Below are 24,084 nucleotides of genomic sequence, written 5' to 3' on the forward strand. Positions count from 1 at the left end.
ACCGGGGGCCTTTCTTGGTAGCCCCGACGGGATTCGAACCCGCGCTACCGCCTTGAGAGGGCGGCGTCCTAGGCCGCTAGACGACGGGGCCAGGACGATTTCACCGAAGTGAAACCTTGCTGGGGTACCAGGACTCGAACCTAGAATGGCTGAACCAGAATCAGCTGTGTTGCCAATTACACCATACCCCAAGGATGGAAACGCTCGGCCCTGCGCTCACCGAGTGGTTGTCGGTGTTGCGAGGCCGTGTTCCGCGGCGATGAGAAGATTACCAAACAGCAGGGGGTAAACTACAAATCGCCTGGTCAGCGGCCGGTTTTCGAGCGTTTTCCGGCTGCCGGGCGGGTGCGGCGCGTGCCGCACCCGCCTGCCGTATCGGCTACTGCGCGGTGGGTTGCCAACCGCGTGCGGCACGCAAGCGGTCGAGCGAGACCTCGCGGCCGAGCAGTTCCATCGATTCGTAGAGCGGCGGGCTGATGTGCGAGCCCGTGACCGCCACTCGCACGGGCGCGAAGGCCTTGCGTGGCTTGAGGCCGAGATCGTCGATCAGCGCCTTCTTCAGGGCCTCTTCCAGGGCCGGCGTGGTCCATTCGGCCAGCGGCTCGACCGCGGCGATGGCGGCGTCGAGCACCTGGTCGGCTTCGGTGCCGAGGTTCTTCGTGCCCGCGGCCTGGTCGATCGCGAACTCCCCCGGTGCCACGAAAAGGAACTTCAGCAGGTCCCAGGCGTCGCCGAGCACGACGATCCGGGTCTGCACGAGTTCGGCGGCGGCCAGGAACGTCTTCTCGTCGATTTCGGCACCGATATGCCCCTGCGCGGTCAGGAACTCACGCAAACGGTGGCCGAAATCACCGGGCTCGAGCAGACGAATCTGTTCGGCATTGATCGCGTCGGCCTTCTTCTGGTCGAAACGAGCCGGATTCGAATTCACGGTGGAAATGTCGAAAGCCGCGACCATTTCCTGCATGGAGAACACGTCGCGGTCCTCGGCGATACTCCAGCCGAGCAGTGCGAGGTAATTCAGCAAACCCTCGGGAACGAATCCCCGATCGCGATGCAGGAACAGATTCGATTCCGGGTCACGCTTGGACAGCTTCTTGTTGCCCTGACCCATCACGAACGGCAGGTGACCGAACTCCGGAGTGAAGTCGGCAACACCGATACGCTGCAGCGCGGCATACAACGCGAGCTGACGCGGCGTCGACGAGAGCAGGTCCTCGCCGCGCAATACATGGGTGATCTTCATGAGCGCGTCGTCGACCGGATTCACCAGTGTGTACAGCGGATCACCATTTCCACGGGTGAGCGCGAAATCGGGAACCGTGCCCGCTTTGAAGGTGGTTTCCCCGCGAACAAGATCATTCCAGCCGAGGTCGGAATCGGGCATGCGCAAACGCACCACCGCGGGCCTGCCCTCGGCTTTGTAGGCGGCGATCTGCTCGGGCGTCAGATCCCGATCGAAATTGTCGTAACCGAGTTTCGGGTCGCGACCGGCGGCGCGATGACGTGCCTCGACCTCCTCGGGCGTGGAGAACGCCTCGTAGGCCTCGCCTGCCTCGAGCAGCTTGCGCACGACGTCGAGATGCTGGTCGCGGCGCAGCGACTGCCGGTACGGCTCGTACGGGCCGCCCACCTCCGGACCCTCGTCCCAGGTGAGGCCGAGCCAGCGCAGCGCGTCGAGCAGCGCGCGGTAGGAATCCTCGGAATCGCGTGCGGCGTCGGTGTCTTCGATGCGGAACACGAAGCTGCCGCCGTGGTGGCGGGCGAACGCCCAGTTGAACAGCGCCGTGCGGATCAGGCCGACGTGCGGCGTGCCGGTCGGCGACGGGCAGAAACGGACCCGTACTTGTGTCATGACTCTCTTCTCCGCTATCAGCGCTTGGTGGCAACAGGATTGGTGAGGGTGCCGATGCCCTCGACGGTGACCGACACGTTCTGCCCGGCCGCCAGCGTGCCGACGCCTTCCGGTGTGCCGGTGAGGATCACATCGCCGGGCAGCAGCGTCATCACCGAGCTGATCCACTCGATGATCTTCGGGATGTCGTGCAGGAACAGCGACGTGCGGCTGCGCTGGCGGACTTCGCCGTCCAGCTCGGTGGTGATCTCCAGATCGCTTGGGTCGATGGCGGTTTCGATCCACGGGCCGAGCGGGCAGAACGTGTCGTAGCCCTTGGCCCGTGTCCACTGCCCGTCGTGGCGCTGCTGGTCGCGCGCGGTGACGTCGTTGGCGACGGTGTAGCCGAGGATCACGTCGGCGGCCTTGGCGGCGGGCACGTCCTTGCAGGGGCGGCCGATCACCACGGCCAGTTCGCCCTCGAAGTCGACCTGAGAGGAGCTGGGCGGCAGGATGATCGGGGCGTTCGGCCCGACGATCGAGGTGTTCGGCTTGATGAAGATCACCGGATCCTTCGGTGCCTCACCACCCATTTCGGCCGCGTGGGCGGCGTAGTTCTTGCCGATGCAGATCACCTTGCTGGCCAGGATCGGCGCCAGCAGGCGGATGTCGGCCAGCGGCCAGCTCCGCCCGGTGAACGTCGGCGTGCCGAACGGGTGTTCGGCGATCTCCTTGGCGACGGCGTCGCTTCCGTCGCCTTCGATGCTGACGAACGCGACTCCATCGGGACTGGCAACTCGACCTAAGCGCATGCCGGGGAGTCTATCGAGGCGCGCCCACCTGCCCGAACGCGCCCGTGATCGCCTGGTGCGGCCGAACCGGAAGGGCGAGCGAAGTCACATTCGTGTGATTTCGAACCTGCTGCCCGCGTTCGTGATTCGCATTACGCACGGCCGCCGCCGGATGTGATCCGTCAGACACCGACGCCGGGCACCGGAATCCGGGGTCACCGGTGTAGCGTGATCTTCGATGTTCACAAGATGAGACTTCGATCTCAAATAGTGAGATGCAATCGTGCAATTCGGCGAGGTGAGTACCGTGACGAACGCGCGGCCGACGGCCGGGGTAACCCAGATCAGCAACAGCAGACGCTGGCTGATGCTCGCTCTCGGCGTGCTCGCGCAGACGTCGAGTTCCACCTTCGTGCACGGCACCCCCTTCCTGCTGCCCGCGCTCACCGATCGCGGTGATTCGCTGGCCGCCGCGGGCGCGCTGGTCGCCCTGCCGACCGTCGGTCTGGTGTGCACGCTGATCGCGTGGGGTTATGTCGTCGACCGCATCGGTGAGCGGATCGTGCTGGTCGCGGGCACGACGCTGATGTTCGCCGCCGGTGTCGGCGCCGCCCTGGTCGAGGACCCGGTCGCCTTCGGCGTGCTGCTGTTCCTCGGCGGTGTCGGCGCGGCCAGTTCCAACGGTGCGAGCGGGCGGGTGATCGTCGGCTGGTTCCCGCCGGACCGGCGCGGGCTGGCGATGGGTATTCGCCAGACCGCCCAGCCCCTCGGCGTCGGCGTGGGCGCGCTGACCATCCCATGGGTGGCCGACCGGTACGGCATCGCCGCCGCCCTGCTGGTGCCGGCACTGCTGGCCGGTGCGGGTGCGATCGGTTGTCTGGCAGGCATTGTCGATCCGCCCCGGCCGCCCGCGAAAGCTGCCGACCGGGCCAACCCCTACCGTGGGGGCTCCACGCTGTGGCGTATTCACGCGGTGTCCATCCTGCTGGTCTTCCCGCAGGCCACCCTGTGGACGTTCGGGCTGATGTGGTTGCACCGCGATCTGGGCTGGTCGCTGGCGGCGGCGGGCGCACTGATGACGGTCACCCAATTGCTGGGCGCCGCTGGACGAATCGGTGCGGGCGCGTGGTCGGATCGGGTGGGCAACCGGCTCGGGCCGCTGCGTCAGGTCGCTGTGGCCGCGGTGTTGTCGATGGCCGCGCTAGCGGTCGCCGCGGGGACCGGTTGGGGGTGGATCGCGGTGCCACTGATGGTGGCGGCGTCGGTGATCTCGGTGTCGGACAACGGATTGGCGTTCACCGCGGTCGCCGAGATCGCCGGACCGTTCTGGAGCGGACGTGGGCTCGGCATTCAGAACACGGGGCAGAACCTCGTATTGGCCGCCATCCCACCGGCATTCGGCGCACTGATCACGGTGAGCGGGTACCCGACGGCGTTCGCGTTCGCGGCCGTGGCGGCCATGGCGGCGGTGCCTCTGGTACCGAGGGGCACCGGAAGGTAGTCGCCCACTTCGGTTGTTCGGCCCGGCGGATCAGGCGGTGCCGGAACGGTCGGACAGGCCGAGGCGCAGGTGTTCGCTGTGGTAGACGGCTTCGTCGAGCAGTTGGGCGACGTGGTTGTCGTGCAGGCTGTAGACGATGCTGCGGCCCGCGCGGGTGCCGATGACGAGACCGAGGTTGCGCAGCAGGCGCAACTGGTGGGAGACGGCCGACTGTTCCATCCCCACCGCCTCGGCGAGTTCGGTCACCGGGCGCGGGCCCTGCCGTAGTTCGGACAGGATCAGCAGCCTGCTCGGGGTGGCGAGGGCCTGCAGGGTGGTCGCGACGTGCGCGGCCGTATCGGCGTCCAGCCGGGTGGTCGGCCGGTCGCGGCCCTCCACACCGTGTCCCATGGCAGGAGTCTAACCGACCCGTTGAAATGAAAACCTCTTCATATGTTCTGTTATTCTCGGGTTGTTCTGTTCCCGTCTCACGGAGGTTTCCCGTGGCCATGCCCACCGCCGTCGCGGCACGCCCCGGCGCCGCCGCTCCTCCGCGAGCGCGACGGACCCGGCTGTTCGAGATCGCCGAAATCCGCTGGGCGGCGGCCTCTCTCGTGCTGTTCCTGGGGGGTCTGGCCGCGCAGCTGTCCGGTGCGCCGTCGTGGTCGTGGTGGGCGCTGTATCTGGCCTGCGCCGTGACCGGTGGTTGGGAGCCCGCGCTCGGCGGGTTGCAGGCGTTGCGGGAGAAGACGCTCGATGTCGATCTGCTGATGGTTGTCGCGGCGATCGGCGCCATGTCGATCGGGCAGGTGACCGACGGTGCGCTGCTGATCGTCATCTTCGCGACCTCCGGCGCGATGGAGGCGCTGGCCACCGCGCGGACCGAGGATTCCGTGCGCGGACTGCTCGACCTCACCCCCGACACCGCCGTCGTCCTGCGCGACGGCGACGAACAGACGGTGGACGCGACGGATCTCGTCATCGGTGACGTGGTGCTGGTCCGTCCGGGCGACCGTATCGCGGCGGACGGGACCGTGGTCGGCGGGTCGAGCGAGGTCGACCAGGCCACCATCACCGGCGAACCGCTGCCCGTCGACCGGACCGTCGGCGACGAGGTTTTCGCGGGCACCCTCAACGGCACCGGCACGCTGCGGATCCGGGTGGATCGGCGGGCGAGCGACTGGGTGGTCGCGCGGATCGCCGGCCTGGTCGACGAGGCCGTGCGCACCAAGGCGGGCACCCAGCTGTTCATCGAGAAGATCGAGCAGCGCTATTCGGTCGGCATGGTGGCGGCGACGATCGCCGTGTTCGTGGTGCCGTTGCTCTGGGGCGAGCCGATGCGCGAATCGCTGCTGCGCGCCATGACTTTCATGATCGTGGCCTCCCCGTGCGCCGTCGTCCTCGCGACCATGCCGCCACTGCTCGCCGCCATCGCCACCGCGGGCCGCCACGGTGTGCTGGTCAAGTCCGCGGCGGTGATGGAACAACTCGGCACGACCACCCGCGTCGCGTTCGACAAGACCGGCACGCTCACGCGTGGCACACCCGAGGTCGCGGAGGTCAGCGTGCTGCCCGGTACGGCGCTGACCGAGGACGCAGTTCTGCGGCTGGCCGCGGCAGCCGAGCACGGCAGCGAACATCCGTTGGCCGAGGCCATCGTGCGCGCCGCTCGCCGGCGCGGCCTCAGTCTGCCCGATGCCGTGGATTTCACGTCCGAACCGGGGCGCGGCGTTTCCGCCACCGTCGACGGGCATGCGATCCGAATCGGTTCGCCCACAGCGCTACTCGCCACGCCCGCGGCGGATCGAGCTGTTGCCGTGGAGGTGACGACTCAGCAGTCGCGCGGTCATACCGCCGTGGTCGTCGTTTGTGACGGCTCCCCGGTGGCGGTCCTCGGCATCACCGATCGCGACCGCCCTGAATCAGCCGCCACCGTCGCCAGACTCACCGAATCGACGGGCACCTCACCGGTTCTGCTCACCGGCGACAGTCACACCACCGCAAGCCATCTCGCCACCCGCGTCGGAATCACCGACCTGCGGACAGACCTGCTCCCCGAGGACAAGGTCACCGCCATCCGGACGCTGCAGTCCGGCGGCGACCGCATCACCATGGTCGGCGACGGCATCAACGACGCCCCCGCCCTGGCCACCGCCCACGTCGGAATCGCCGTGGGCCCCACCGCCTCCGACCTCACACTGCAAACCGCCGACGCCGTGGTGGTCCGCGACGACCTCACCACCATCCCCACCGTCATCGCCCTGTCCCGCCGAGCCCGCCGCCTGGTCGTCGCCAATCTCGCCATCGCCGCCACCTTCATCGCGGTCCTGGTCACCTGGGACCTGGTCGGCCACCTACCCCTGCCCCTCGGCGTGGCAGGCCACGAAGGATCGACAGTGATCGTCGCCCTCAACGGCCTCCGACTCCTCAGCTCCTCCGCCTGGCGCCGCGCCGAGTCGGGTCGCTAGCCGCCCAAGGGACTCACCCAGCAGCGCCGGATGATCCGCGAAGCTGAAAGGTGTTCAACGGCAGGCGACTCGGATCCTTCGCCGCCGTAGCTGTTCACTGCACGGATGTCTTCCAGGCCGATGAGCACACACGAAAGGGCCCGCACCGGCGAGTTGCCGGTGCGGGCCCTTCTTGTCGGTTTCCTCAGACGGTGGCGGCGATGCGGTCGCCGATCTCCACGGTGGAGGCGGTGCCCGTGCGGGCGGCCAGGTCCTTGGCGACGGCGGATTCGATGCGGGCGGCGCCTTCGGTGTTGCCCAGGTGGTTGAGCAGCAGTGCCACCGAGAGGATGGCGGCGGTCGGGTCGGCCTTGGACTGGCCCGCGATGTCGGGGGCGCTGCCGTGGACCGGCTCGAACATCGACGGGTTCACACCCGAGGCGTCGATATTGCCCGAGGCGGCCAGGCCGATGCCACCGCTCACGGCGGCGGCGAGGTCGGTGATGATGTCGCCGAACAGGTTGTCGGTGACGATCACGTCGAAGCGGCCCGGATCGTTCACCATGTGGATGGTCGCGGCGTCGATGTGCTGGTAAGCCGTTGCCACATCGGGGAATTCGGCGCCGACCTCGTCGACGGTGCGCTGCCACAGCGACCCGGCGAAGGTGAGCACGTTGTTCTTGTGCACCAGGGTGAGGTGCTTGCGGCGGGCCCGCGCGGCGGCGAAGGCGTAGCGCACCACGCGCTCGATGCCGAAGCGGGTGTTGTTGGAGACCTCGGTGGCCACCTCGTGCGGTGTGCCGACGCGGATCGCACCACCGGTACCGGTGTACGGCCCTTCGGTGCCCTCACGCACGACGACGAAGTCGATGTCCGGGTTGCCGCTGAGCGGGCTGGTGACGCCCGGGTACAGCTTCGAGGGCCGCAGGTTCACGTGATGATCCAGCGCGAACCGGGTCTTCAGCAGCAGCCCACGCTCGAGCACACCACTCGGCACCGACGGATCACCGATCGCGCCGAGCAGGATCGCGTCGTGCTGCTTCAGCTCGGGCAGCACCGACTCCGGCAGGATCTCCCCGGTGCGGTGGTAGCGGGCGGCGCCGAGGTCGTACTCGGTCTTCTCGACGCCGGGCGACACCACGTCGAGCACCTTGAGCGCCTCGGCGATGACCTCGGGACCGATGCCGTCACCGGCGATGACTGCGAGTTTCATGAACAAGCTCCGTTTCGAAGCCGGGGCGGTTCGCCACCGGGATACGAGTGCGCGCCGCCACCGTGGGGTGACGGCGCGCAGCTGCCGATGTCCCGGCGTCGAACCGGGACGTCGATCTCAGGCCAGGTCGACCAGGACGACCTTCGACGCGCCGACGGCTTCGCCGATCGCGGTCTGCACCTCGGCGGGCACCTCGCGGTTCACGCGCAGCACGACGGTGGCGCCTTCGGCATCCACGTCCTGGCTCAGCTGAGCGGCCAGGATGTCGATCTCGGCCTCACCGAGCAGGGTGCCGATCTTGCCGAGCGCGCCCGGCTTGTCGCCGTAGTTCAGCACGGCCAGGTTCAGGCCCTCGGCGCGCATGTCGTAGTTGCGGCCGTTGATGTTGACGATCTTCTCCACCTGGGCGGGCTCGGTGAGCGAGCCGGCCACGTTCAGGGTGGAGCCGTCGCCGAACACCGCGCGCAGGTCGACCATGCTGCGGTGGTTGGGGCTCTCGGTGGCGGTGGTGACGGTGGCGGTGATGCCACGCTCCTTGGCCAGCGACGGCGCGTTGACGAAGGTGACCTGGTCCTCGACCAGCGCCGAGAACACACCGCGCAGCGCCGACAGCTCGAGCACGGCCACGTCCTGGGCGGCCAGCTCGCCGCGCACCTGCACCTCGATGCTCACGGGCAGTTCGTTGGCGATGGCGCCGAGCAGCGCGCCCTGCTTGCGGACGACGTCGAGCCAGGGGGCGACCTCGTCGTTCACGGCACCACCGGTGACGTTCACGGCACCGGGCACGAACTCACCGGCCAGCGCGAGCAGCACCGACTTGGCGACGTCGGTGCCCGCGCGGTCCTGGGCCTCCGAGGTGGACGCGCCGAGGTGCGGGGTCACGACGACCTGCGGCAGGTCGAACAGCGGCGAGTCGGTGCACGGCTCGGTCTCGAACACGTCGAGGCCCGCGGCACGCACGTGGCCCTTGGTGATCGCGTCGGCGAGCGCCTGCTCGTCGATCAGCCCACCGCGCGCGGCGTTGACGATGACGACGCCCGGCTTGGTCAGCGCGAGACGCTCGGCGTTGAGCAGACCCTTGGTCTCGGGGGTCTTGGGCAGGTGCACCGAGATGAAGTCGGCACGCTGGAGCACCTCGTCGAGCGAGAGCAGCTCGATGCCGAGCTGGGCGGCCTTGGCCGGCGACACGTAGGGGTCGTAGGCGACGATCTTGGTCTCGAACGCGGCCAGGCGGGCGGCGAACAGCTGACCGATGCGGCCCAGGCCGATCACGCCGACGGTCTTGCCGAAGATCTCGACACCGTTGAACTTGCTGCGCTGCCAGGTCTTCTCACGCAGCGTCGCGTCGGCGGCCGGGATCTGGCGGGCGGCGGCGAGCAGCAGGGTGACCGCGTGCTCGGCGGCGGTGTGGATGTTGGAGGTGGGCGCGTTCACGACCATCACGCCACGCTCGGTGGCGGCGGGCACGTCGACATTGTCGAGGCCCACGCCGGCACGGGCGACGATCTGGAGCTTCTTGCCCGCGTCGAGCACCTCGGCGTCGACGGTGGTGGCGGAACGCACGAGCAGCGCGTCGGCCTCGGGGACCGCGGCGAGCAGCGCCGGGCGGTCGGGGCCGTCGACCCAGCGAACCTCGACACCGTCACCGAGCGCGTCGACGGTCGACTGGGCGAGCTTGTCGGCGATCAGAACTACAGGACGGCCTGCTTGGCTCACTGTGGGGTACTCCTGGGGAAGAAAGGGGTCGGCAGTTACCGCGGCCCAGAATAGTCGCCGGGGTTCGGGTCCCCTTACCCCCCTGCCCGAAAACCGGGTGAACCCTGGGAGCCGCGCCCCTTAACGTCACCGCATGTCGCTGCGCACCGTCCCCGAGTCGATGGATCCGGCCGTGGTGGCCGCCGTCGACGCCGAGCTCGACCGGGTCGCCGCCGAGCACGGTGTGCGCATCCGCCTGGCCATCGAAAGCGGCAGCCGCGCTTGGGGTTTCCCCTCCCCCGATTCCGATTACGACTGCCGTTTCGTCTATGTCGCGGGCCTGGAGACGTATCTGTCGCCGTGGCGTACCCGCGATGTGATCGAGACGCCACCGGCCGGCCTGCTCGATGTGAACGGCTGGGATCTGGCCAAGGCGCTGCGCCTGCTGGTGCAGGGCAACGCGGTGCTCGTGGAGTGGCTGATGTCACCCATCGTCTATCGCGGCGACGAGGATTTCCGCGCCCGTCTGCGTGAAGTCGCTGTTCAGGTGGCCGATCGCGACCGCATCGCCCGTCACTATCTGCACCTGGGTGCCCGCCAATGGGGGCTCTACGCGCGCAACGGCGGTTTGAAGAAGGTGTTCTACTCGCTGCGCCCGGCGATGGCGCTGCGCTGGTTGCGCGAGCATCCCGGCGCTGCGGTGGCGCCCATGCACCTGCCGACATTGATGGCGCAGTGCGAGCTGCCCGCCGGTCTGGTCGGGGCCATCACCGAACTCACGGACCTGAAGTCGCGCACCCGCGAGATGGGGGCAGGCGCACCGCCTGCCCTGATCCCGGCCTTCATCGACGACGAGTTCGCCAGAGCCGCAACAGAGTTCACCGCACGCACGCCGCGCGACCTCACCACGGCGCGAGCGGTGACCGACGAGTTCTTCCGCGCGGAGGCCCTGAAATAGCAGAAACTCCGCACCATCCGGTGCGGAGCTTCACGTTCGTACGCTGGTTCGCGCAGAATCAGAGGACGCGGACGTCCTGAGCCTGGGGGCCCTTCTGACCCTGGCCGATCTCGAACTCCACACGCTGACCCTCATCGAGGGAGCGGAAGCCCGAGCCACTGACAGCCGAGTAATGCACGAAGACGTCGGGGCCTCCGCCGTCTTGCGCGATGAAGCCGAAGCCCTTCTCGCTGTTGAACCACTTCACAATGCCCTGAGCCATTTCAAAAACTTTCCTGTAGACGAGCCAGGTCCTAATAGTCCGGTCCCGGTCTCACTGTTCAACAATGCCACGGTTTCGGAAATTCCTCCACACCTCCACCGGAGCGCTGTGAGCAAGCCAACCCCGGTAGCTGCCAGTTGGTGCTGTCACATAGTTCGCGAGGTGGATGCTGCGTGGATGCCGACGCAGTTGCCGCAGGGATGCGGCGAATTGTCCGGAACACGAACCGAACCGACTGGCACGCATCACCATCGATAACCCTATTGCGTGGTGAGCGACCACCGTCAGCGACCCTAGACATTTTCGATAAAACCAGTACGGCAAATTCCCTACCAGCGTATTTTCCGTTTCGTGAGGGTGCACACACCCCGGACGAGAAAACGCGCAAGGAGCTGAGCGTGCTGAACATCAACCATTTCACTTACGGCTGGCTGACCCCGTTGCTCGCCTATCTCATGTCGGTCCTCGGATCGATGCTGGCACTGCGTTGCATGGTTCGCTCGCGCGCCTCCGGCATCCACGGCGGATGGCTCACCGCCGCCGCGATCGCACTCGGCGGAACCGGCATCTGGGTTATGCACTTCATCGCCATGCTCGGTTTCTCCGTGCAGGGCGCGACCATCCGCTACAACGTGCCGATCACGCTGTTCAGCGCCGCCGTCGCCATGGCCGTGGTGTGGCTCGGCTTGTCGATCGTCGTGCGCCGCAGCTGGGACACCGCCGCGCTCCCGGTGGGCGGCGCGATCACCGGTCTCGGCGTGGCAGCCATGCACTACGCCGGGATGTATGCGATGAAAACCGACATCGAGATCGTCTACGCGCCCGCGGTCGTGGTCGCCTCGCTGGTGATCGCCGTGGTCGCCGCCACCGCGGCCCTCTGGTTCGCCCTGCACATCCACGGTTTCCTCGCCACCATCGGCGCGGCCCTGCTGATGGGCGTGGCCGTCACAGGCATGCACTACACCGGCATGTTCTCCATGAGCGCCCACACCAGCGCGCACGTCGCCCACGCCACGGGCGCTACCGCGTCACAGCTGCTCACGCCGCTGATCGTGGCCATCAGCATGGTCACCATGATCCTGCTCATGCAGGTCGGTATCACCGAGGCCGAGGATCCGAACCTGACCCGCCCGATCCACGGGCAACGCGCCAGCCGTTTCTGGCCGAGCGGTCAGAACTAGTCGACGACGCGCACCCGCTGCGCCTCGGGACCGCGCCGCGTCTCGTGCACCGCGAATTCCACGCGCTGACCGGCCCGCAGTGTCCGGAACCCCTCGCCGACGAGTTCGGTGTACTCCACGAACACCTCCGGTCCGCCCGCGTCCGGGGTGATGAAACCGAACCCCTTGCCGCCGTCGAACCAGCTCACCACGCCGCCGGTCATCCACCGACCTTCCTAATCATTTGCCTGACATGCCGATTCGTTCATGGTCGCATGCCGCGAGGCGCGACACGAAAGCGCACGGACCGGTCGACGCACCCGAGCTGGATAAACTCCAGCCAGGTTCGTCCGCGAGAACGGAGATCCGGTGTCTCACCATCCTGCGCGACCCCCGCTCCGGCACGGCTGGTCATGATCCGCGTCGCGGCGAGACCCGCCGCCGAGGCACTCACAGTCGTCGTCGCCACCTCCGTGGCGGTGCTCGCGATCATGATGCCGATCAGCTTCGCCGATCTGGGCGAATCCGCCCACGACGATCTGCTGGTGTTCAACATCCCGCGCGCGATGACCGGCGGCGCGTTCATCGCGGTCATCACCGCCGCCGTCACCGTGGCGGTGGGCAGTGTGCGCACCGCCCGCTGGACCGCCCTGCTCGCGCTCGCCGGGATTCTGCTGAGCCACCTGCTCGCCGCGGGCGACAGCAGCGACGGCCGTCTCGACAGCGGTGTGTCCCTGGCGACCCTGAACTTCGTCGACGCGCTGCTCGCCGGCATGGCGCTCGGTGCGACCGCGGTGGCGGTGTGGAACGAGCAGCGGCTGCGCATCGCGTTCCTGTTCGCCGCGATCGGGGCCACGGTCCTCGGCGACATCACCCAGACGCCGACCGACGACACCACCGGTGGTTTCGACGGGGCGCTCGCGGGCTCGCTGCCGCTGTGGTTCATCGGGGGCAGCGTGCTCGCGCTCGCCTATTTCGCGGTCACCAGCGCCGCGCCCGCCCCGTCACACACCGATTCCGCGATCCCGCTCGCGCCGGTGCTCGCCGCCGTTTTCGTCTACTCGGCGATCATCTTCACCTCGTTGAACGTGTCGCACCACAAGACCAGCCTGCGGCACGTGGTGATCGCCTCGATCATCGTGCTCGCCGCCACCGCGGCCGCCGCCTTCGTGCTGCCCGAGCGCGACGGCGTGCTCACCGCGTTGATGTCGTCGTTCTCGGTGGCAGGCAGCCTGGTCATCACCCTGCCCCGCAACGGCTGGGTGGATCTGGGCACCCTCGTCGCCATCGCCCTCGGTCTCGGCATCGGCCTGCACCGCCCACGCCCCCTCGCCGCCGCCCTCTGGATCGTGGCGCTGGCCGGCCTCACCCTCGCCGCCGACATCACCGCGCCGCCGGCGACACTCACCGCCACCGTGGGCTGCCTCGCGCTCGGCGCCGTCTGCGGTTACGGCGTGGGCAGTGCGGTTCCGGTCAACTCCTCGTCGGCGGTCGTCGGCTTCTGCGTGCTGTTCGTCCCTTCCCTCGGAGTAGCACTGAGCGACACCGAATTCGGTCACCTCGCCTACTCCTCGGCCTGGTACCGCACCGCGGAGGTGGACCGTGGACCGGTGCCCGGCACCGTCGCGGTGATCATCGCGCTCGTCTGCGCGGCCATCGTCGCCCTGATCCTGCGGCGGCGTCAGCCCTCCTTGCCGGATCAGTCCCTCTAGTCAGGGCCTGCCGCAACAGCTTTCGGGGTATACCCAGTTCATGAGTTTCCCGGTGTCCTTCGGGCTCCCCCAGATCGGCCTGCTCGTCCTGCTCGCGGTCGGCGTCGCCCTGCTCGTCGCGGCAGTCCTGGCCCGCCGCCGCGGCCTCAAATCCGTGCTGGGCCGCGCGATCCCCGGCCTCGCCCTCCTCCTGGCCGCGACCGTGCTGCTGTGGATCGCCACCCTCCTGCAGACCTATCTCGGCCTGACGGGCGAGATCAAAGCGGCCCACGTGATCGCGAAAACCATTGGGGACCAATCCCTCGAACTCGACGTCACCACCTTCGACACCGATGGAACTGTCACCGACCGCACCACCCACCGCATCGAAGGCGACCTGTGGGTGATGCAGGCGGCCATCGTCGAACTGGAACCCTGGGTCAACGCCCTCGGCTTCCACTCCGGCTACACCCTCACCCGCCTGTACGGCCAGCGCCTCGACGGCCGACCCACCACCCAATCCCACATCTTCCTCAACGGCTCCGACCGCGACTTCTTCGAAGACATGCGCGAAAACCGCTGGTACACCTCCCCCTTCATCCGCTCCGCCTACGGAAACGCCGTCATCGCCTCCCCCGGCGAATACGACGTGTGCATCTCCCGCGACGCCATCAAGATCTGCCCACCTCGCTGAAACCTATGAGTCGGCACGAGCTTTCGTGCGTACATTGAATCCGTGGAGATCCGCAGATACACCGAGGCCGACCGTCCGGAACTGACGGCCCTGGCCTCCCACGTCGGCGAGGGCTCCCCGACAGCCACCCTCTGGGGCCACCCTGAATCCGAGAAGGCGGTGTACCTGACCCCCTACATGGACCTCGCCCCCGACTCCCTCTTCCTCGCGGTGGACGACGGCCGCCTGGTCGGCTACCTCACCGGCTGCGTCGACAGCACCACCTTCCCCACCGAAGAAGCCCGCCTCGAATCCGCAATCCGCGACCACCGCCTGATCTTCCGCCGCAAACCCGCCACCTTCTTCGCCCGCGCCCTCACCGACACCGCCATCGCCAGACTCCGCCACCACCCCCTCGCCACCGAACTCACCGACCCCCGCTGGCCCTCCCACCTCCACATCAACCTCACCCCATCCGCCCGAGGAACAGGCGCCGCCGACGCCCTGATGCACCACTTCCTCGACCACCTGAGCGCAAGCGGCTCCCCCGGCTGCTACCTACAAACCCTCGTCGAAAACCCCCGCGCCGTCCGCTTTTTCGAACGCCACGCTTTCACCACCCACGGATCCCCTGCCGCAGTCCCCGGCCTGCGCTACCAAGGATCAAAGGTCCACCAACAGACCATGGTCCGCCCAACCCCGTCCCTCTGATCACGAACTACTTTGCCAATCGAATTCGCGCCGCTTCGATTTCATCGACCAAGCGCCTGTGCAGATCAGCCGCATGCACATCGACGACGACCCAGACAATGTCGTCATCTACAAGCCAATAGCTGTGTGCAATTCGATTGCGCATCCCCTTGATGAGGCGCCAGGGAATGTCCGGATGGTTCTCGAGCCACTCCTCCCCCATCCGGTCGAGGTCGGCGGCAAGCCGAATGACGCTGTATTGGCAGGCACGAGCCACCGCGATGTCGGCATCGAACGAGGCTCTTCCTCGAGCAGCCAGGTCGGCGATTTCCTTACATTGTGGCGTCGACATAGAGCAGCCGCTGATCGACCCGTTCGTCACTCACGCGGCGAACGCCAGCCGCTTCGGGCCGCGATCGACACCACGGCGAAGCAACTCGTTCGATTCCAGATCAGCCGTCGTCACCACATCGACCGGACACCCGAGCAAGTCGCGGAGCTCGGAGTCCAGGTCCAGGATGTCGAGGCTCGACACGTTCGGCGCCAATTCCACCAGCAGCTCGAGGTCTGAGTCCGGCCGGTCCTCGCCCCGGGCAACCGACCCGAACAACCACACATTGGTCACCGGATAGCGCGCCAGGACGGCTTCGAATTCACTCCGCCGTTCTTCGAGCAGCACGCTCGGGCGCACCGCATTCACCAATGCCGTCCCCAGCCGGAACCCAGCCGCACCCAGCAACTGCTCGACCATCGCGAACGAGGGCTGCCTCCGCCCCGCCTCCACATTCGCCACTGTCGACTGCGCAACCCCTGCCCGCTTTGCCAACTCACGCTGGGACAACCCGCGACGACATCGAGCCTCACGAACCAGGCTCCTCGCGGTCGACCGCGTGCCATAGCCTGTTGCCATCCTTCGATGATAGCGAATTCGCTATCATCGCCGCTGATTCATGTCGAGCTGGTGACCCCACCACCTTCGCCGGCAGTAACTACCCCGAAACCGGCATTTTGCGGAAGCCATGGTCCGTCGCCGAACGGCAACTCACCGGTTCGAACCCCGAGGTCGTTGCGGGCGCACTCGTAGAAGGCATTCCGTTTGTGCCCGGCCGCCTCGAAGGCACGGATGTATTCCTCATGACTGATTTCAGCGCCACGCGCCACAAGGCTCAACTCCCACACTGCCTTGTTCCAGGCCCGCGCGGCGGCAACAGCTTCAGGGGACCCGAGGAGCAACACCATCTCCCACTTCAACGTCTTCTCGGAGTCGGCCTCGAGCAAAAGGCGTTCTCCTTCCTCGGCCGGGATCGACTGCCCGGCACTCGGAAAGCCCCTGCCTGCAGCCATCCGCATAGACACCACTGAATAATTCTTGAGCGCGTGCGCGAACTCGCTGTAGGCAACCAGCCGCCGATCGTCCCACCTGCTCTGTTGAGTCCGACGCCACTTCGCCCGTTCGGTGAGGGCAGCCCCCACAAAGGTTGCCCCTGCGCCCAGCAGCACACCTGCGACAGTAATCAGTTGCTGCACAACACTATTCATTAATCTATTATGCGCCGCATCTCATGCGTCGAACCGTCGAACAACTAGGACGCCGTCACCTCCGATCACACCCTGACCCGTGCAGGTCAAAACCAGATCGAGTCGACGTGAGTTCGAGTCCCTCTCATCGACAGGCTGCCCGACGCGACGATTAGAGGGCGGTCATGCCGTAGCGGGACGGATCGAGGGCTCGGCGAACAGATCAAGACCGCCAGCCGCACGACGGCGATCATGCGCCTCAGAAGCTGGCGGCGAAGACCTGTGCTATTCGGGTCTCGATCTCGTTCGGAGACACCCGGCCACCGGACGACAAGTAGCCGATCACCGTTTCCTTGGCGATCTCGAGGAGTTCCTCGTCAAGTGCTCGACTATCGAGCGCTTCGAAAAGCATCAGAGGCGCGAGTCGGAGAAGACGTTTCAGGAAGTCTCGGAGAATGTCTCGTTCGGTGATATCGGGCCCCGCGAAATTCATCTGTTTCCAGGTGCGCAGGATCGATTGGATCAGGTGGGGGCTGCCGCCCAGGGCCGCGCGGCGCGCGTAGATCTGGTCGAACGCGGCCTCACCGAGCACGTGGAGCGCAGCGTAGGGATCTGCGTCACTGGGCGCGTATACGAGTTGGGATCGCCACCACATCCGTCCGAGGACGTGGCGGGTGAGGTCAGAGCCGAGCACTCGATCTGCCGGGGGGTTGGGATAGCGCCAGTGCGCGACATCGGGCAGGACGATCAGGGCGAGAAATGCCCAGACATCGCCGGAGGCTGCCTCCGCGGGCGAGATTCGCATCTCACGGTGCAGAGCAACTGCGAGTTGCAGGTCGAAGCTGGTCTTCTGCTTGGCGTCCGGGGGTTGCGGGAAACCGGATTCCTTGGCCAAGTCGACGACGATGTCGCGCAGGAGCTGGAGCTTGGCCGGATCGACACGCGTACCGCCGGTCGCGACGAACACTGCAGAACTGTCCGAGAGAGAGCAGCGGCTACTCAACTCGATCGGGCCGAGCTCCCGATATTCCGCGGCAAGAGGTTTCGCGCGATGTCGGAGCAGTCGCGGATACAGAAGTGTCATGCGATCCCCTCGAAGATCTTGACTGCTGCCTGCAGCTGCGAGGCGAAGAGGTTCGGGGATTCCTGCGCGGCAAGGCGGACATCTGTGATGGATCGACCGGGAAACAGGCGGCCGAACAATTCCTGGAGAGTGGCTCCCAGAGTCTCGTCGAGATAGGTTGCGTCGTCATTGAATTCACTGATGCTCAAAGCATGATCCACCATGGTCCGTGCCACGTCCGCGTAGAGCATGGACAGCGCCAGCTTGTCCTGCAGGCGAGGATTTGCCGCGCGCTGCAGTGCTTCTGCAATCAACGTCTTCTTCTCGTTGACCAGCAGCAGTAGTGAACCCATTGTGGCGACGTCGAGGTCGCTGCCGATCTCGAGGTGCCAGGCGGCATCACCCGGGTAGTTTGTCTGGTCGAAATCGACGATGGCGATGGGAAATTGCGGCGCATCGCCCTGCAGTCGAATTTGCGTGCGATCGCTCCACAGTACCGATCCACCGCGACGAGGGGCCACCGGCCGATCTGTGCCGTGTCTGCGTCGCGCCAGCACCAGTGCGGTATCGAGCGTGACAACACCGCCTAGATCAGCGCCGACGAGTTCTGCCCGCAGCTCGACCTCACCGTTGGCGGGAACGATTGCGCGAGACAGCGTCCCACGTAGTTTGGATCCGGTCGACGTCCAGACCCCCGCCAACGCCAACTCGGTTCCAGGTGCGAGAGTCGACTCCGCCAGTGCACGCTCGAGGTCGACGTGTACGACCCTGCGCAACAACAGATTCGTCTGATAATCCCAGTGCGGAAGGTGGTCCGGTAGTGAGATCTCCTCACCACCAACCGTGAGCAACCACTCTCCTGCCTCGATAACCCCGACAGTTGGCTTCCTATACGGCAGAACACGATTAGGCATCAGGCAACCGCCGCTGTGAACAGAACGATGTCAGTCATCGTGTCAGCGGCGGGCTTGACAATCGCTTTCCACACTCGCCCGTCGCCACCCTCGATCACGTATGTCGGTGTCTGATGAACCTCCCCGGCTGGGTCCTCCCAACCCACAAGATTGGGTATCTCGGCACCGGTCGGCGGATCCATTTCCAGACCACCATCACTGGCCAACGCAACGGCGACGTCAGCGCTGACGCGCTGGAGTACCGCGACCGGCAACTTGAACCGCTGCACCACAACACCGTGCCCCCACAGCTCGTCCGGTTCGGGGTCACCGACGTACTCGATCTTGGGTCGGCGCCGCCGCGCCGAGGACTGTTTTGTGCGAGATTCGAGCACATGGCCGTTCTCGCTGCCTCCGTAGCCATCACCAGCTCCGGAACCGAAATCGCCAGAGCCCTGGGACTCGATCGCATCGGACGATTCGAGGTCATCGGGCTCCGCAGGATCCATTCGCCGACCACTCGGCCGCCGCTGTGGCGCAGGCCGTGGAGGTGGCGCAGTATCGCCGGGCCTGCCGTAGTCGGTGGCCGAGCCGATACCCCATGCACCACCGACCAGCGGAGACAGCCGGTCACTGGCCGCACCGAGCGACACCTGCGCAACCTCGACCCCGCTACTGCCACGAGGGCCGATGACCTTGTCGATCTCTTCCTTCATTCTCGTGAACGCCATCTTCACGAACGAATATTCGGGGTGATCGAGCGACTGATAGTTCCAGTTGTCGTGCGTTGGGGGCTCAGCTCGCGCAAACGCTACGTCGACCTCTCGGTCGGCACGGAAAACAGCTGCGTAAGCGGAAATTTCGCTGGCAGGCTTCGGACCTGGCCAATAGGTGACAACGAGCTCAGCAGGACGCATGAGACACACATGATGCACCATGCCGGTCTCGAAACCAGCCATGTATTCTGCCTCGCTCGGTTCGAATCGAAGCGCAACCGTCTGCTCGATTCCGAAGCGGCCGAGCAGCTTCTTGGGGCGCCTGCAGTACAGCTCCTCGGCGTCACTGCCGACCATCTTTCGATACGCATGGACGAACAGCTTCAGTGTCTTCATTTGGGCAGGGTCAGGCACGGGGTAGTCGATTCCGTCACAGGTAACCGAAAACCGCATCGGAACGACACCATTACTGTTGGGCAGCATTTTCGGCCAGAGCTGGTACACGATGGTCTCGGCCAGGTAGCGAGCTACATCGGCCGGTTCTCCGCCCTCGAGATCGGGATCGAGAATGGAGATCGTCGTTCCCGTTTCGGTGGCACCGAACGGCCGCAGACCGAGTTTGCGGGCCATGTCATCCGCGTCCGCTCCCACCAGAGGTTCGATGACGTCGCCCGATACGTCGCCCCACCAGTGCCTGCCGGTGTAGCGACGTTCGCGATCTCCTTCGGTGGCGTCGTAGCTCTTCCAGAGCGCCGCCGCCATCAGGCGCGTCTCGAACCGACCCTCGTAGTGGCACCGAGTGTGGACAAGGATGGTGCCCGACCCTGATGCGAGGTAAAGGATCCCCTTGCCGAACCCGTAGGTTCCACCGCCCAATTCCCGCTCACGGGGCTCACCGATATTGCGGAGGAACGCTACGAAGTCGCGACCTTGGTCGGTGACGGCGTCCGCTCTCGTCGGTCCACCGAGCCCACGAGTGCCGCGGTCGGATATCGACAGAACGCGGATAGTGGGCTGTTGCAGAGCTTCCCGGAGCGGAAGGCGATTCTTGGCCGGCGCCTTTCGCAGGAGGTTCTCACGCCACGCGGGCGCATCGGCCGCACTGACGGTCTGGAGATCGATCCGGTAGTCGACGGGTACTCCGTCGCCCTGGCGAGCGTCCCAACTGTTCTGTGCCGATTCCCGGACCAGGATCGTCAAGTGATCCAACTCGGGTTTGCCGAGCTGGTTCCTGATGCCCTCGGCAGCACTGGCGCCCTCGGGCGGAAACGGCTGGGAGACCCACGCGGGAGCCGTCATCGGAGTTCCTCCAGCATCGCTGTGATATGTCGCTCGACGTCGTGGATCTTCATCGGTGCGGGAGAATCCCCTGACAGGTCGATCGTGTAATCGACATTGTGTACGTTGGTGGAAATCGCCGCCGCTGCCAAGTCGACCGTTGTGAGCCTTGGAAACGCGACATCGACGTTGTACCAGCGTTGTTCGATGATCGAGTAGCGCGAGTGCGCGTAGTGATCGTTGTCCGCGGCACGATATCCGACCGTCGCCAACCGGGTCAGGGTTTCGCTCTCGTCGTCCGAAAGCTCCAGCACACGCTTGATCATGTCGAGGAAGCCGATGCCGCCGTGAACATCCATCTCCAGACGTAGCCAAACCAAGCCGAGGTCGCCGTCGAGCGGTGGCTCCAACTGATCCAGGCCATGGATGCGCACTGATCGGCCGTCCGGGTTCGTCGAAGTCTTCACCTCCAATGCACCCGCGCCCGTGGCGAAGTCGTGCCGATGTCCGGACGGACCTTTCCACGCTTTGATGGCACTGCTGTCATGTTCGAGAAGGAGTTCGAGGACCACCAACTCGCCGAAAAGACCGGCAAGTTGCTGTGATCCCAGTGGTGGGCCGGGATTGAGAAACAACGCCCGCCAGCGGTCGAGGACACGGTGCAGCACCTTCACCGGGTTGTCGGGCGATTCCTCGGTCGCGTACAGGATGTCGGCACAAAGGGTCGCGAAAATATCGTTCAGGTCCGGCCGAAGGCACACGAGGTCGGCGAAGTCCTGAAGCTTCGAATCATGTTCCAGCGTCCGTCTACTCAGGCGCAGCACCGGGCCGTTCAGTCCTTTGCGGACTATCTGGTGCGCGCCGATCGGAACGAGCAGGTGCCGGTTCCCCTCCCTGTCCAGGCCTGCAACCAACGGCCCCTTCGGCGTTGGCACCGGCAGCTCGGAGACGATGACCACCGAGGAGTCAGCGCGCGGACGCCGTTGCAGCAGCCTCCAGTTGTCGTCGAGAACTTTCTTGAGGTCGTTCAGCATCAGACATCCTCGGAGTCGAGAGGGCTCAAGTCCTCCTCCTCGATCTCGACACCGGACAGATCCGCAGAAATATAGTCGGACTCCCACGCGACGGTGCTGTCGTTGTCGGCGGGCGACGGAAACACGAGCCCGACACCGATCACGTGCTCCGGCGCATTCAACGGCACACGCTTGTCTTTGGCCGGCTCAGGCTCCGATACCTTGTCGATCGGATACAACACCAACAGACCCGCATCCGGTTGCTGAGCCTTGCGAGCGGTGACGATATCGACCTCAGTGCTTGTGCTGGTGATTCCGTCGAGATCCAAGCCTGCGTCTCGACGGCTCATCAACGTCTTGATATCGACGTGGTCAGGCCCGGAAGCGAACTGGGAGCGTGTGATTCGACCTACGCTCACTTGCGGTGCGAACTCGAACAAATCCTGTTCCGCCACAGCAGGTTTGCCCAATACCGCCACGTTCCACCGGCGAAGCGTTCCCGCGTTTCGGATGCGCTTCTCGATGTAGCCGGACATCAAATCCGCGTCGCATTCAGTCGACTTCTCGTGGAATCGGTAGTTGCGCAGAAAGTCCAGGATCAGCTCGCTTGAAACGTCACGAATCAGATAGCGACCATCAGCTCCGTTCCCTTCGGCTCTGTTGACCGCGAGTGCCGAGGCCACAAGGGTCCGCGCCGCCGCTTGATTGTCCAACAGCCAGTCAGCGTCCTTATGGAAATACCGAGTCTGAACTCGCTGCCCACCGTAGGACGACTGTGCCCGCACCGCGTCCTTCATCTTCGCGGCGGCGGTGACGCGCAGCGACGGGTGCGTCCGCAGGCGCACCGCGAACGTCATCGGCGTCTTGCCCTCGGTCATGTACACATCGATGTCGCGGCGCATCTCGGTCTCGACCGTGGCAAGGTGGCGGAACCAATCCTCGAGCTCCTCTGTCATCCAGATTCGAGGCAAGTCCGCGTATCCGCTACGGTAGCCGAACCAACGCCCCATCTGCAGTAGTGTGTCGTAGGTCGAAACTGCTCGAACGAAGTAACTGACCGAGAGCCCTTCCAGGGTGAGTCCGCGCGAGAGCGTGTTACCGCCCACCGCGATAGCGACGACCGGCCCGTTCTCGTAGTCGAGGCGGTCAGTGCTCTGGAAGTTGTCCATGACAACGCGGCAGTCGCGTAGTACGCCGGGGAGTTCCGTCGCGAGATCGTCGAACTCGACGGCCTTCTCGCCGAATTCAGCGGCAGGCACCCGCGCGGTCTCCGCCTCCCAGAGCTCCCGCAATTCCCTACGAAGAGCGGAATCAGCGAGGTTGCTGCTGACCTTGGCACGCAACAGCATCAGCGGGTCACGGAAACTGTTGTGCACGGCCGTTCGGACGCTGGTGTGAATCAGCATGGTGGAGTGCGGATTTCCCGTGCCCCGCACTCGGCGAGCTGCCGTCGTCAGCCAGAAGTACAGGACGGCACGACGCAGTGTCTCAGTGATCGAGGGATAGAAGTCTTCGGCATCTGCCCTGGTCTTCGGCCGGACCAGTGCGACATCGTCGTCGGGAACGTTGCGAATCATGTCGTAGCCGTCGTCGACCTCGGTCGGATCCTCCCCATCCAGGGCATAACGACCAAATAGAACCTCCGTACCGAAATGCCCATGCGGTTTGGGCAAGTTGACGATGAAGTGCTCGGGATACAGGTCGTCGGCGGACGGATCGATGAGCAAGTTGGCGAACGGCGAAGCTGTGTAGCCGACATAGGCAGACTTGGGCAGGGTGTCGAGGATTCCACGAATCAACGGGTTGATCGATTTGGTCGCCACAGTGGCTTGATCAGCCTCGTCGTCGATGATCAATGCGGGGCAATCCGCCAGGTACTCCGATGCATCACTCAACCACTTGACCAGCTTCCGCAGGACCGTCGCGTTCTTCTTGACCACACACAGCACATGGGTCTTGTTCGACTTCCCGAAAAAGCTCGCCGGGTTGGCGGTCGGTGAAAAGTCACGGTCCAGGTCGGTAATCTGCGTCCACAGGGTCGGATTCGGTTGCACCAGTTGCTGAATGAGCCGTGCCTGGGTCTGCCTGCGCAGCCCGTTGTGGATGCCTGCCAACACGATGAACAGCTTGTAGCCCCGGTCGGCAGCCTTCGCCATGACGGCAGTGAAGTTCGTCGTTTTGCCGGACTGCACGTAGCCGACGACGAGTCCGCGGGTCGAGAATTCGTTCTTGCGTGGGTGCTGCAGCAACGACACAATCCGTGTGGACGAGTCGTCCAAGCTGTTGATCGCGGGATCCCTCGGCCAACCCTGCTTGACGAGGTCTTCTTCGATCGCAGGCCACAGCTTGTCGCCCGGGTGCGGTCCCGCATACCAGGTTTCGTAGTTGTCGATCACTACGGAGTGCGGCTCACGCATCTCCTTGATTCGGACCATGTCCGCGTCGTAGCGCTCCATGATCCGCTTGATGATGTCCTCCGAGGGGCCGAACTGCCGGAGCTTCTTGATGGCTTCGGCAGGCGAGTAGGTGTCGAGGAGCGCCTTGTACACCTCGTACTGCCCATCAATCAGATCAGTCATCGAACTCCCACCTGCGTACGAACCACCCGGTCGACGATAGGAGGTTTCGCCCCCCTATGTTGTGGGTAACACTATCGGCTCGATACGACCAGTTGGAAGTGAGCGCGAGAGTTGTTACCCGGTCGATGAG

The 24,084-nt window shown here is 65.5% G+C and carries 22 protein-coding genes and 2 tRNA genes; 7 read left to right on the forward strand and 17 right to left on the reverse strand.

Features of this window, described 5'->3' with window-relative positions; translation table 11 throughout:
- Positions 1 to 15 precede the first annotated feature (15 nt).
- The 4 genes from AB0I19_RS19820 to AB0I19_RS19835 form a co-directional block, all read right to left on the reverse strand.
- Positions 16 to 91 (reverse strand) — tRNA-Glu (locus AB0I19_RS19820).
- A gap of 28 nt (positions 92 to 119) precedes the next feature.
- Positions 120 to 191, reverse strand: a tRNA-Gln gene (locus tag AB0I19_RS19825).
- A gap of 188 nt (positions 192 to 379) precedes the next feature.
- Positions 380 to 1,855 (reverse strand): glutamate--tRNA ligase, encoded by a 1,476-nt coding sequence (gene gltX, locus AB0I19_RS19830; RefSeq protein ID WP_357150457.1) that lies wholly within the window; start codon positions 1,853 to 1,855, stop codon positions 380 to 382.
- 17 nt (positions 1,856 to 1,872) lie between these two features.
- A complete protein-coding gene (locus tag AB0I19_RS19835) occupies positions 1,873 to 2,646 on the reverse strand; it encodes a fumarylacetoacetate hydrolase family protein (RefSeq protein WP_357150458.1) in 774 nt (257 codons plus the stop codon).
- Between the two features lie 346 nt (positions 2,647 to 2,992).
- Here AB0I19_RS19835 and AB0I19_RS19840 point away from each other — a divergent pair, with 346 nt between their 5' ends.
- On the forward strand, positions 2,993 to 4,126 hold the full coding sequence (locus AB0I19_RS19840; RefSeq protein WP_357150605.1) for an MFS transporter: 1,134 nt from the start codon (positions 2,993 to 2,995) through the stop codon (positions 4,124 to 4,126).
- 30 nt (positions 4,127 to 4,156) lie between these two features.
- Here AB0I19_RS19840 and AB0I19_RS19845 read toward each other — a convergent pair whose 3' ends face one another.
- A complete protein-coding gene (locus AB0I19_RS19845) occupies positions 4,157 to 4,516 on the reverse strand; it encodes a metalloregulator ArsR/SmtB family transcription factor (protein WP_067493327.1) in 360 nt (119 codons plus the stop codon).
- A gap of 98 nt (positions 4,517 to 4,614) precedes the next feature.
- Here AB0I19_RS19845 and AB0I19_RS19850 point away from each other — a divergent pair, with 98 nt between their 5' ends.
- Complete coding sequence (locus AB0I19_RS19850; protein ID WP_357150606.1) at positions 4,615 to 6,573, forward strand: heavy metal translocating P-type ATPase; 1,959 nt, start codon at positions 4,615 to 4,617, stop codon at positions 6,571 to 6,573.
- 184 nt (positions 6,574 to 6,757) lie between these two features.
- Here the strand turns inward: AB0I19_RS19850 and AB0I19_RS19855 are convergent, their stop codons facing one another.
- Both AB0I19_RS19855 and serA read right to left on the reverse strand, forming a co-directional pair.
- Positions 6,758 to 7,765 carry a 3-isopropylmalate dehydrogenase gene (locus AB0I19_RS19855; protein ID WP_357150459.1) on the reverse strand — a complete coding sequence of 336 codons (1,008 nt, stop codon included), beginning with the start codon at positions 7,763 to 7,765 and terminating at the stop codon, positions 6,758 to 6,760.
- A gap of 117 nt (positions 7,766 to 7,882) precedes the next feature.
- On the reverse strand, positions 7,883 to 9,481 hold the full coding sequence (gene serA, locus AB0I19_RS19860) for a phosphoglycerate dehydrogenase (RefSeq protein WP_357150460.1): 1,599 nt from the start codon (positions 9,479 to 9,481) through the stop codon (positions 7,883 to 7,885).
- A 133-nt stretch (positions 9,482 to 9,614) separates the two neighbouring features.
- Here serA and AB0I19_RS19865 point away from each other — a divergent pair, with 133 nt between their 5' ends.
- Positions 9,615 to 10,418: a nucleotidyltransferase domain-containing protein gene (locus AB0I19_RS19865; RefSeq protein ID WP_357150461.1), complete on the forward strand. Its 804-nt coding sequence runs from the start codon at positions 9,615 to 9,617 to the stop codon at positions 10,416 to 10,418.
- Positions 10,419 to 10,476: 58 nt separating this feature from the next.
- Here AB0I19_RS19865 and AB0I19_RS19870 read toward each other — a convergent pair whose 3' ends face one another.
- Complete coding sequence (locus tag AB0I19_RS19870; protein WP_014987157.1) at positions 10,477 to 10,680, reverse strand: cold-shock protein; 204 nt, start codon at positions 10,678 to 10,680, stop codon at positions 10,477 to 10,479.
- A 398-nt stretch (positions 10,681 to 11,078) separates the two neighbouring features.
- Between AB0I19_RS19870 and AB0I19_RS19875 the strand changes: the two genes are divergently transcribed.
- On the forward strand, positions 11,079 to 11,861 hold the full coding sequence (locus tag AB0I19_RS19875; protein ID WP_357150462.1) for an MHYT domain-containing protein: 783 nt from the start codon (positions 11,079 to 11,081) through the stop codon (positions 11,859 to 11,861).
- Here the strand turns inward: AB0I19_RS19875 and AB0I19_RS19880 are convergent.
- Positions 11,858 to 12,064 carry a cold-shock protein gene (locus AB0I19_RS19880; protein WP_067493316.1) on the reverse strand — a complete coding sequence of 69 codons (207 nt, stop codon included), beginning with the start codon at positions 12,062 to 12,064 and terminating at the stop codon, positions 11,858 to 11,860. The two genes, AB0I19_RS19875 and AB0I19_RS19880, sit on opposite strands and share 4 nt — an antisense overlap.
- A 189-nt stretch (positions 12,065 to 12,253) precedes the next feature.
- On the opposite strand from AB0I19_RS19880, the gene AB0I19_RS19885 reads away from it, so the two are divergent.
- The 3 genes from AB0I19_RS19885 to AB0I19_RS19895 are packed head-to-tail and all read left to right on the forward strand — an operon-like array spanning position 12,254 to position 14,915.
- The gene (locus tag AB0I19_RS19885; protein ID WP_357150463.1) at positions 12,254 to 13,552 is read left to right on the forward strand and encodes a hypothetical protein; all 1,299 of its coding nucleotides are present in this window, start codon (positions 12,254 to 12,256) and stop codon (positions 13,550 to 13,552) included.
- A 40-nt stretch (positions 13,553 to 13,592) separates the two neighbouring features.
- Positions 13,593 to 14,225, forward strand: a complete 633-nt coding sequence (locus tag AB0I19_RS19890; RefSeq protein ID WP_357150464.1) for a hypothetical protein — start codon at positions 13,593 to 13,595, stop codon at positions 14,223 to 14,225.
- A gap of 42 nt (positions 14,226 to 14,267) precedes the next feature.
- Positions 14,268 to 14,915 (forward strand): GNAT family N-acetyltransferase, encoded by a 648-nt coding sequence (locus AB0I19_RS19895; protein ID WP_357150465.1) that lies wholly within the window; start codon positions 14,268 to 14,270, stop codon positions 14,913 to 14,915.
- A gap of 7 nt (positions 14,916 to 14,922) precedes the next feature.
- On the opposite strand, the gene AB0I19_RS19900 is transcribed toward AB0I19_RS19895, so the two are convergent.
- The 8 genes from AB0I19_RS19900 to AB0I19_RS19935 form a co-directional block, all read right to left on the reverse strand.
- Positions 14,923 to 15,246, reverse strand: coding sequence for a HepT-like ribonuclease domain-containing protein (locus AB0I19_RS19900; RefSeq protein ID WP_357150466.1), 324 nt, complete (start codon positions 15,244 to 15,246; stop codon positions 14,923 to 14,925).
- A 30-nt stretch (positions 15,247 to 15,276) separates the two neighbouring features.
- On the reverse strand, positions 15,277 to 15,804 hold the full coding sequence (locus tag AB0I19_RS19905; RefSeq protein WP_357150467.1) for a helix-turn-helix domain-containing protein: 528 nt from the start codon (positions 15,802 to 15,804) through the stop codon (positions 15,277 to 15,279).
- Positions 15,805 to 15,842: 38 nt separating this feature from the next.
- Positions 15,843 to 16,433, reverse strand: a complete 591-nt coding sequence (locus AB0I19_RS19910) for a hypothetical protein (protein ID WP_357150468.1) — start codon at positions 16,431 to 16,433, stop codon at positions 15,843 to 15,845.
- A 238-nt stretch (positions 16,434 to 16,671) separates the two neighbouring features.
- Positions 16,672 to 17,496: a DUF6339 family protein gene (locus AB0I19_RS19915; RefSeq protein WP_357150469.1), complete on the reverse strand. Its 825-nt coding sequence runs from the start codon at positions 17,494 to 17,496 to the stop codon at positions 16,672 to 16,674.
- A complete protein-coding gene (locus AB0I19_RS19920; protein ID WP_357150470.1) occupies positions 17,493 to 18,326 on the reverse strand; it encodes a hypothetical protein in 834 nt (277 codons plus the stop codon). Before AB0I19_RS19920 ends, AB0I19_RS19915 begins: the two co-directional genes overlap by 4 nt.
- A 62-nt stretch (positions 18,327 to 18,388) precedes the next feature.
- Positions 18,389 to 20,383, reverse strand: coding sequence for a hypothetical protein (locus AB0I19_RS19925; RefSeq protein ID WP_357150471.1), 1,995 nt, complete (start codon positions 20,381 to 20,383; stop codon positions 18,389 to 18,391).
- Entirely contained in the window at positions 20,380 to 21,396 is a 1,017-nt protein-coding gene (locus AB0I19_RS19930) for a PD-(D/E)XK motif protein (protein WP_357150472.1), read from the reverse strand. The genes AB0I19_RS19925 and AB0I19_RS19930 overlap by 4 nt, the downstream gene beginning before the upstream one ends.
- Positions 21,396 to 23,954 (reverse strand): Z1 domain-containing protein, encoded by a 2,559-nt coding sequence (locus tag AB0I19_RS19935; protein WP_357150473.1) that lies wholly within the window; start codon positions 23,952 to 23,954, stop codon positions 21,396 to 21,398. Before AB0I19_RS19935 ends, AB0I19_RS19930 begins: the two co-directional genes overlap by 1 nt.
- Positions 23,955 to 24,084 lie beyond the last annotated feature (130 nt).

The organism is Nocardia sp. NPDC050413, assembly GCF_040655475.1.
GTDB lineage: Bacteria > Actinomycetota > Actinomycetes > Mycobacteriales > Mycobacteriaceae > Nocardia > Nocardia coubleae.

Coding starts and splice junctions, on each gene's coding strand:
- gltX (WP_357150457.1), bottom strand. CDS start 1,855: ATGACACAAGTACGGGTCCGTTTCTGCCCGTCGCCGACCGGCACGCCG.
- AB0I19_RS19835 (WP_357150458.1), bottom strand. CDS start 2,646: ATGCGCTTAGGTCGAGTTGCCAGTCCCGATGGAGTCGCGTTCGTCAGC.
- AB0I19_RS19840 (WP_357150605.1), top strand. CDS start 2,993: ATGCTCGCTCTCGGCGTGCTCGCGCAGACGTCGAGTTCCACCTTCGTG.
- AB0I19_RS19845 (WP_067493327.1), bottom strand. CDS start 4,516: ATGGGACACGGTGTGGAGGGCCGCGACCGGCCGACCACCCGGCTGGAC.
- AB0I19_RS19850 (WP_357150606.1), top strand. CDS start 4,615: ATGCCCACCGCCGTCGCGGCACGCCCCGGCGCCGCCGCTCCTCCGCGA.
- AB0I19_RS19855 (WP_357150459.1), bottom strand. CDS start 7,765: ATGAAACTCGCAGTCATCGCCGGTGACGGCATCGGTCCCGAGGTCATC.
- AB0I19_RS19865 (WP_357150461.1), top strand. CDS start 9,615: ATGTCGCTGCGCACCGTCCCCGAGTCGATGGATCCGGCCGTGGTGGCC.
- AB0I19_RS19870 (WP_014987157.1), bottom strand. CDS start 10,680: ATGGCTCAGGGCATTGTGAAGTGGTTCAACAGCGAGAAGGGCTTCGGC.
- AB0I19_RS19880 (WP_067493316.1), bottom strand. CDS start 12,064: ATGACCGGCGGCGTGGTGAGCTGGTTCGACGGCGGCAAGGGGTTCGGT.
- AB0I19_RS19885 (WP_357150463.1), top strand. CDS start 12,254: ATGATCCGCGTCGCGGCGAGACCCGCCGCCGAGGCACTCACAGTCGTC.
- AB0I19_RS19890 (WP_357150464.1), top strand. CDS start 13,593: ATGAGTTTCCCGGTGTCCTTCGGGCTCCCCCAGATCGGCCTGCTCGTC.
- AB0I19_RS19900 (WP_357150466.1), bottom strand. CDS start 15,246: ATGTCGACGCCACAATGTAAGGAAATCGCCGACCTGGCTGCTCGAGGA.
- AB0I19_RS19905 (WP_357150467.1), bottom strand. CDS start 15,804: ATGGCAACAGGCTATGGCACGCGGTCGACCGCGAGGAGCCTGGTTCGT.
- AB0I19_RS19910 (WP_357150468.1), bottom strand. CDS start 16,433: ATGAATAGTGTTGTGCAGCAACTGATTACTGTCGCAGGTGTGCTGCTG.
- AB0I19_RS19915 (WP_357150469.1), bottom strand. CDS start 17,496: ATGACACTTCTGTATCCGCGACTGCTCCGACATCGCGCGAAACCTCTT.
- AB0I19_RS19925 (WP_357150471.1), bottom strand. CDS start 20,383: ATGACGGCTCCCGCGTGGGTCTCCCAGCCGTTTCCGCCCGAGGGCGCC.
- AB0I19_RS19930 (WP_357150472.1), bottom strand. CDS start 21,396: ATGCTGAACGACCTCAAGAAAGTTCTCGACGACAACTGGAGGCTGCTG.
- AB0I19_RS19935 (WP_357150473.1), bottom strand. CDS start 23,954: ATGACTGATCTGATTGATGGGCAGTACGAGGTGTACAAGGCGCTCCTC.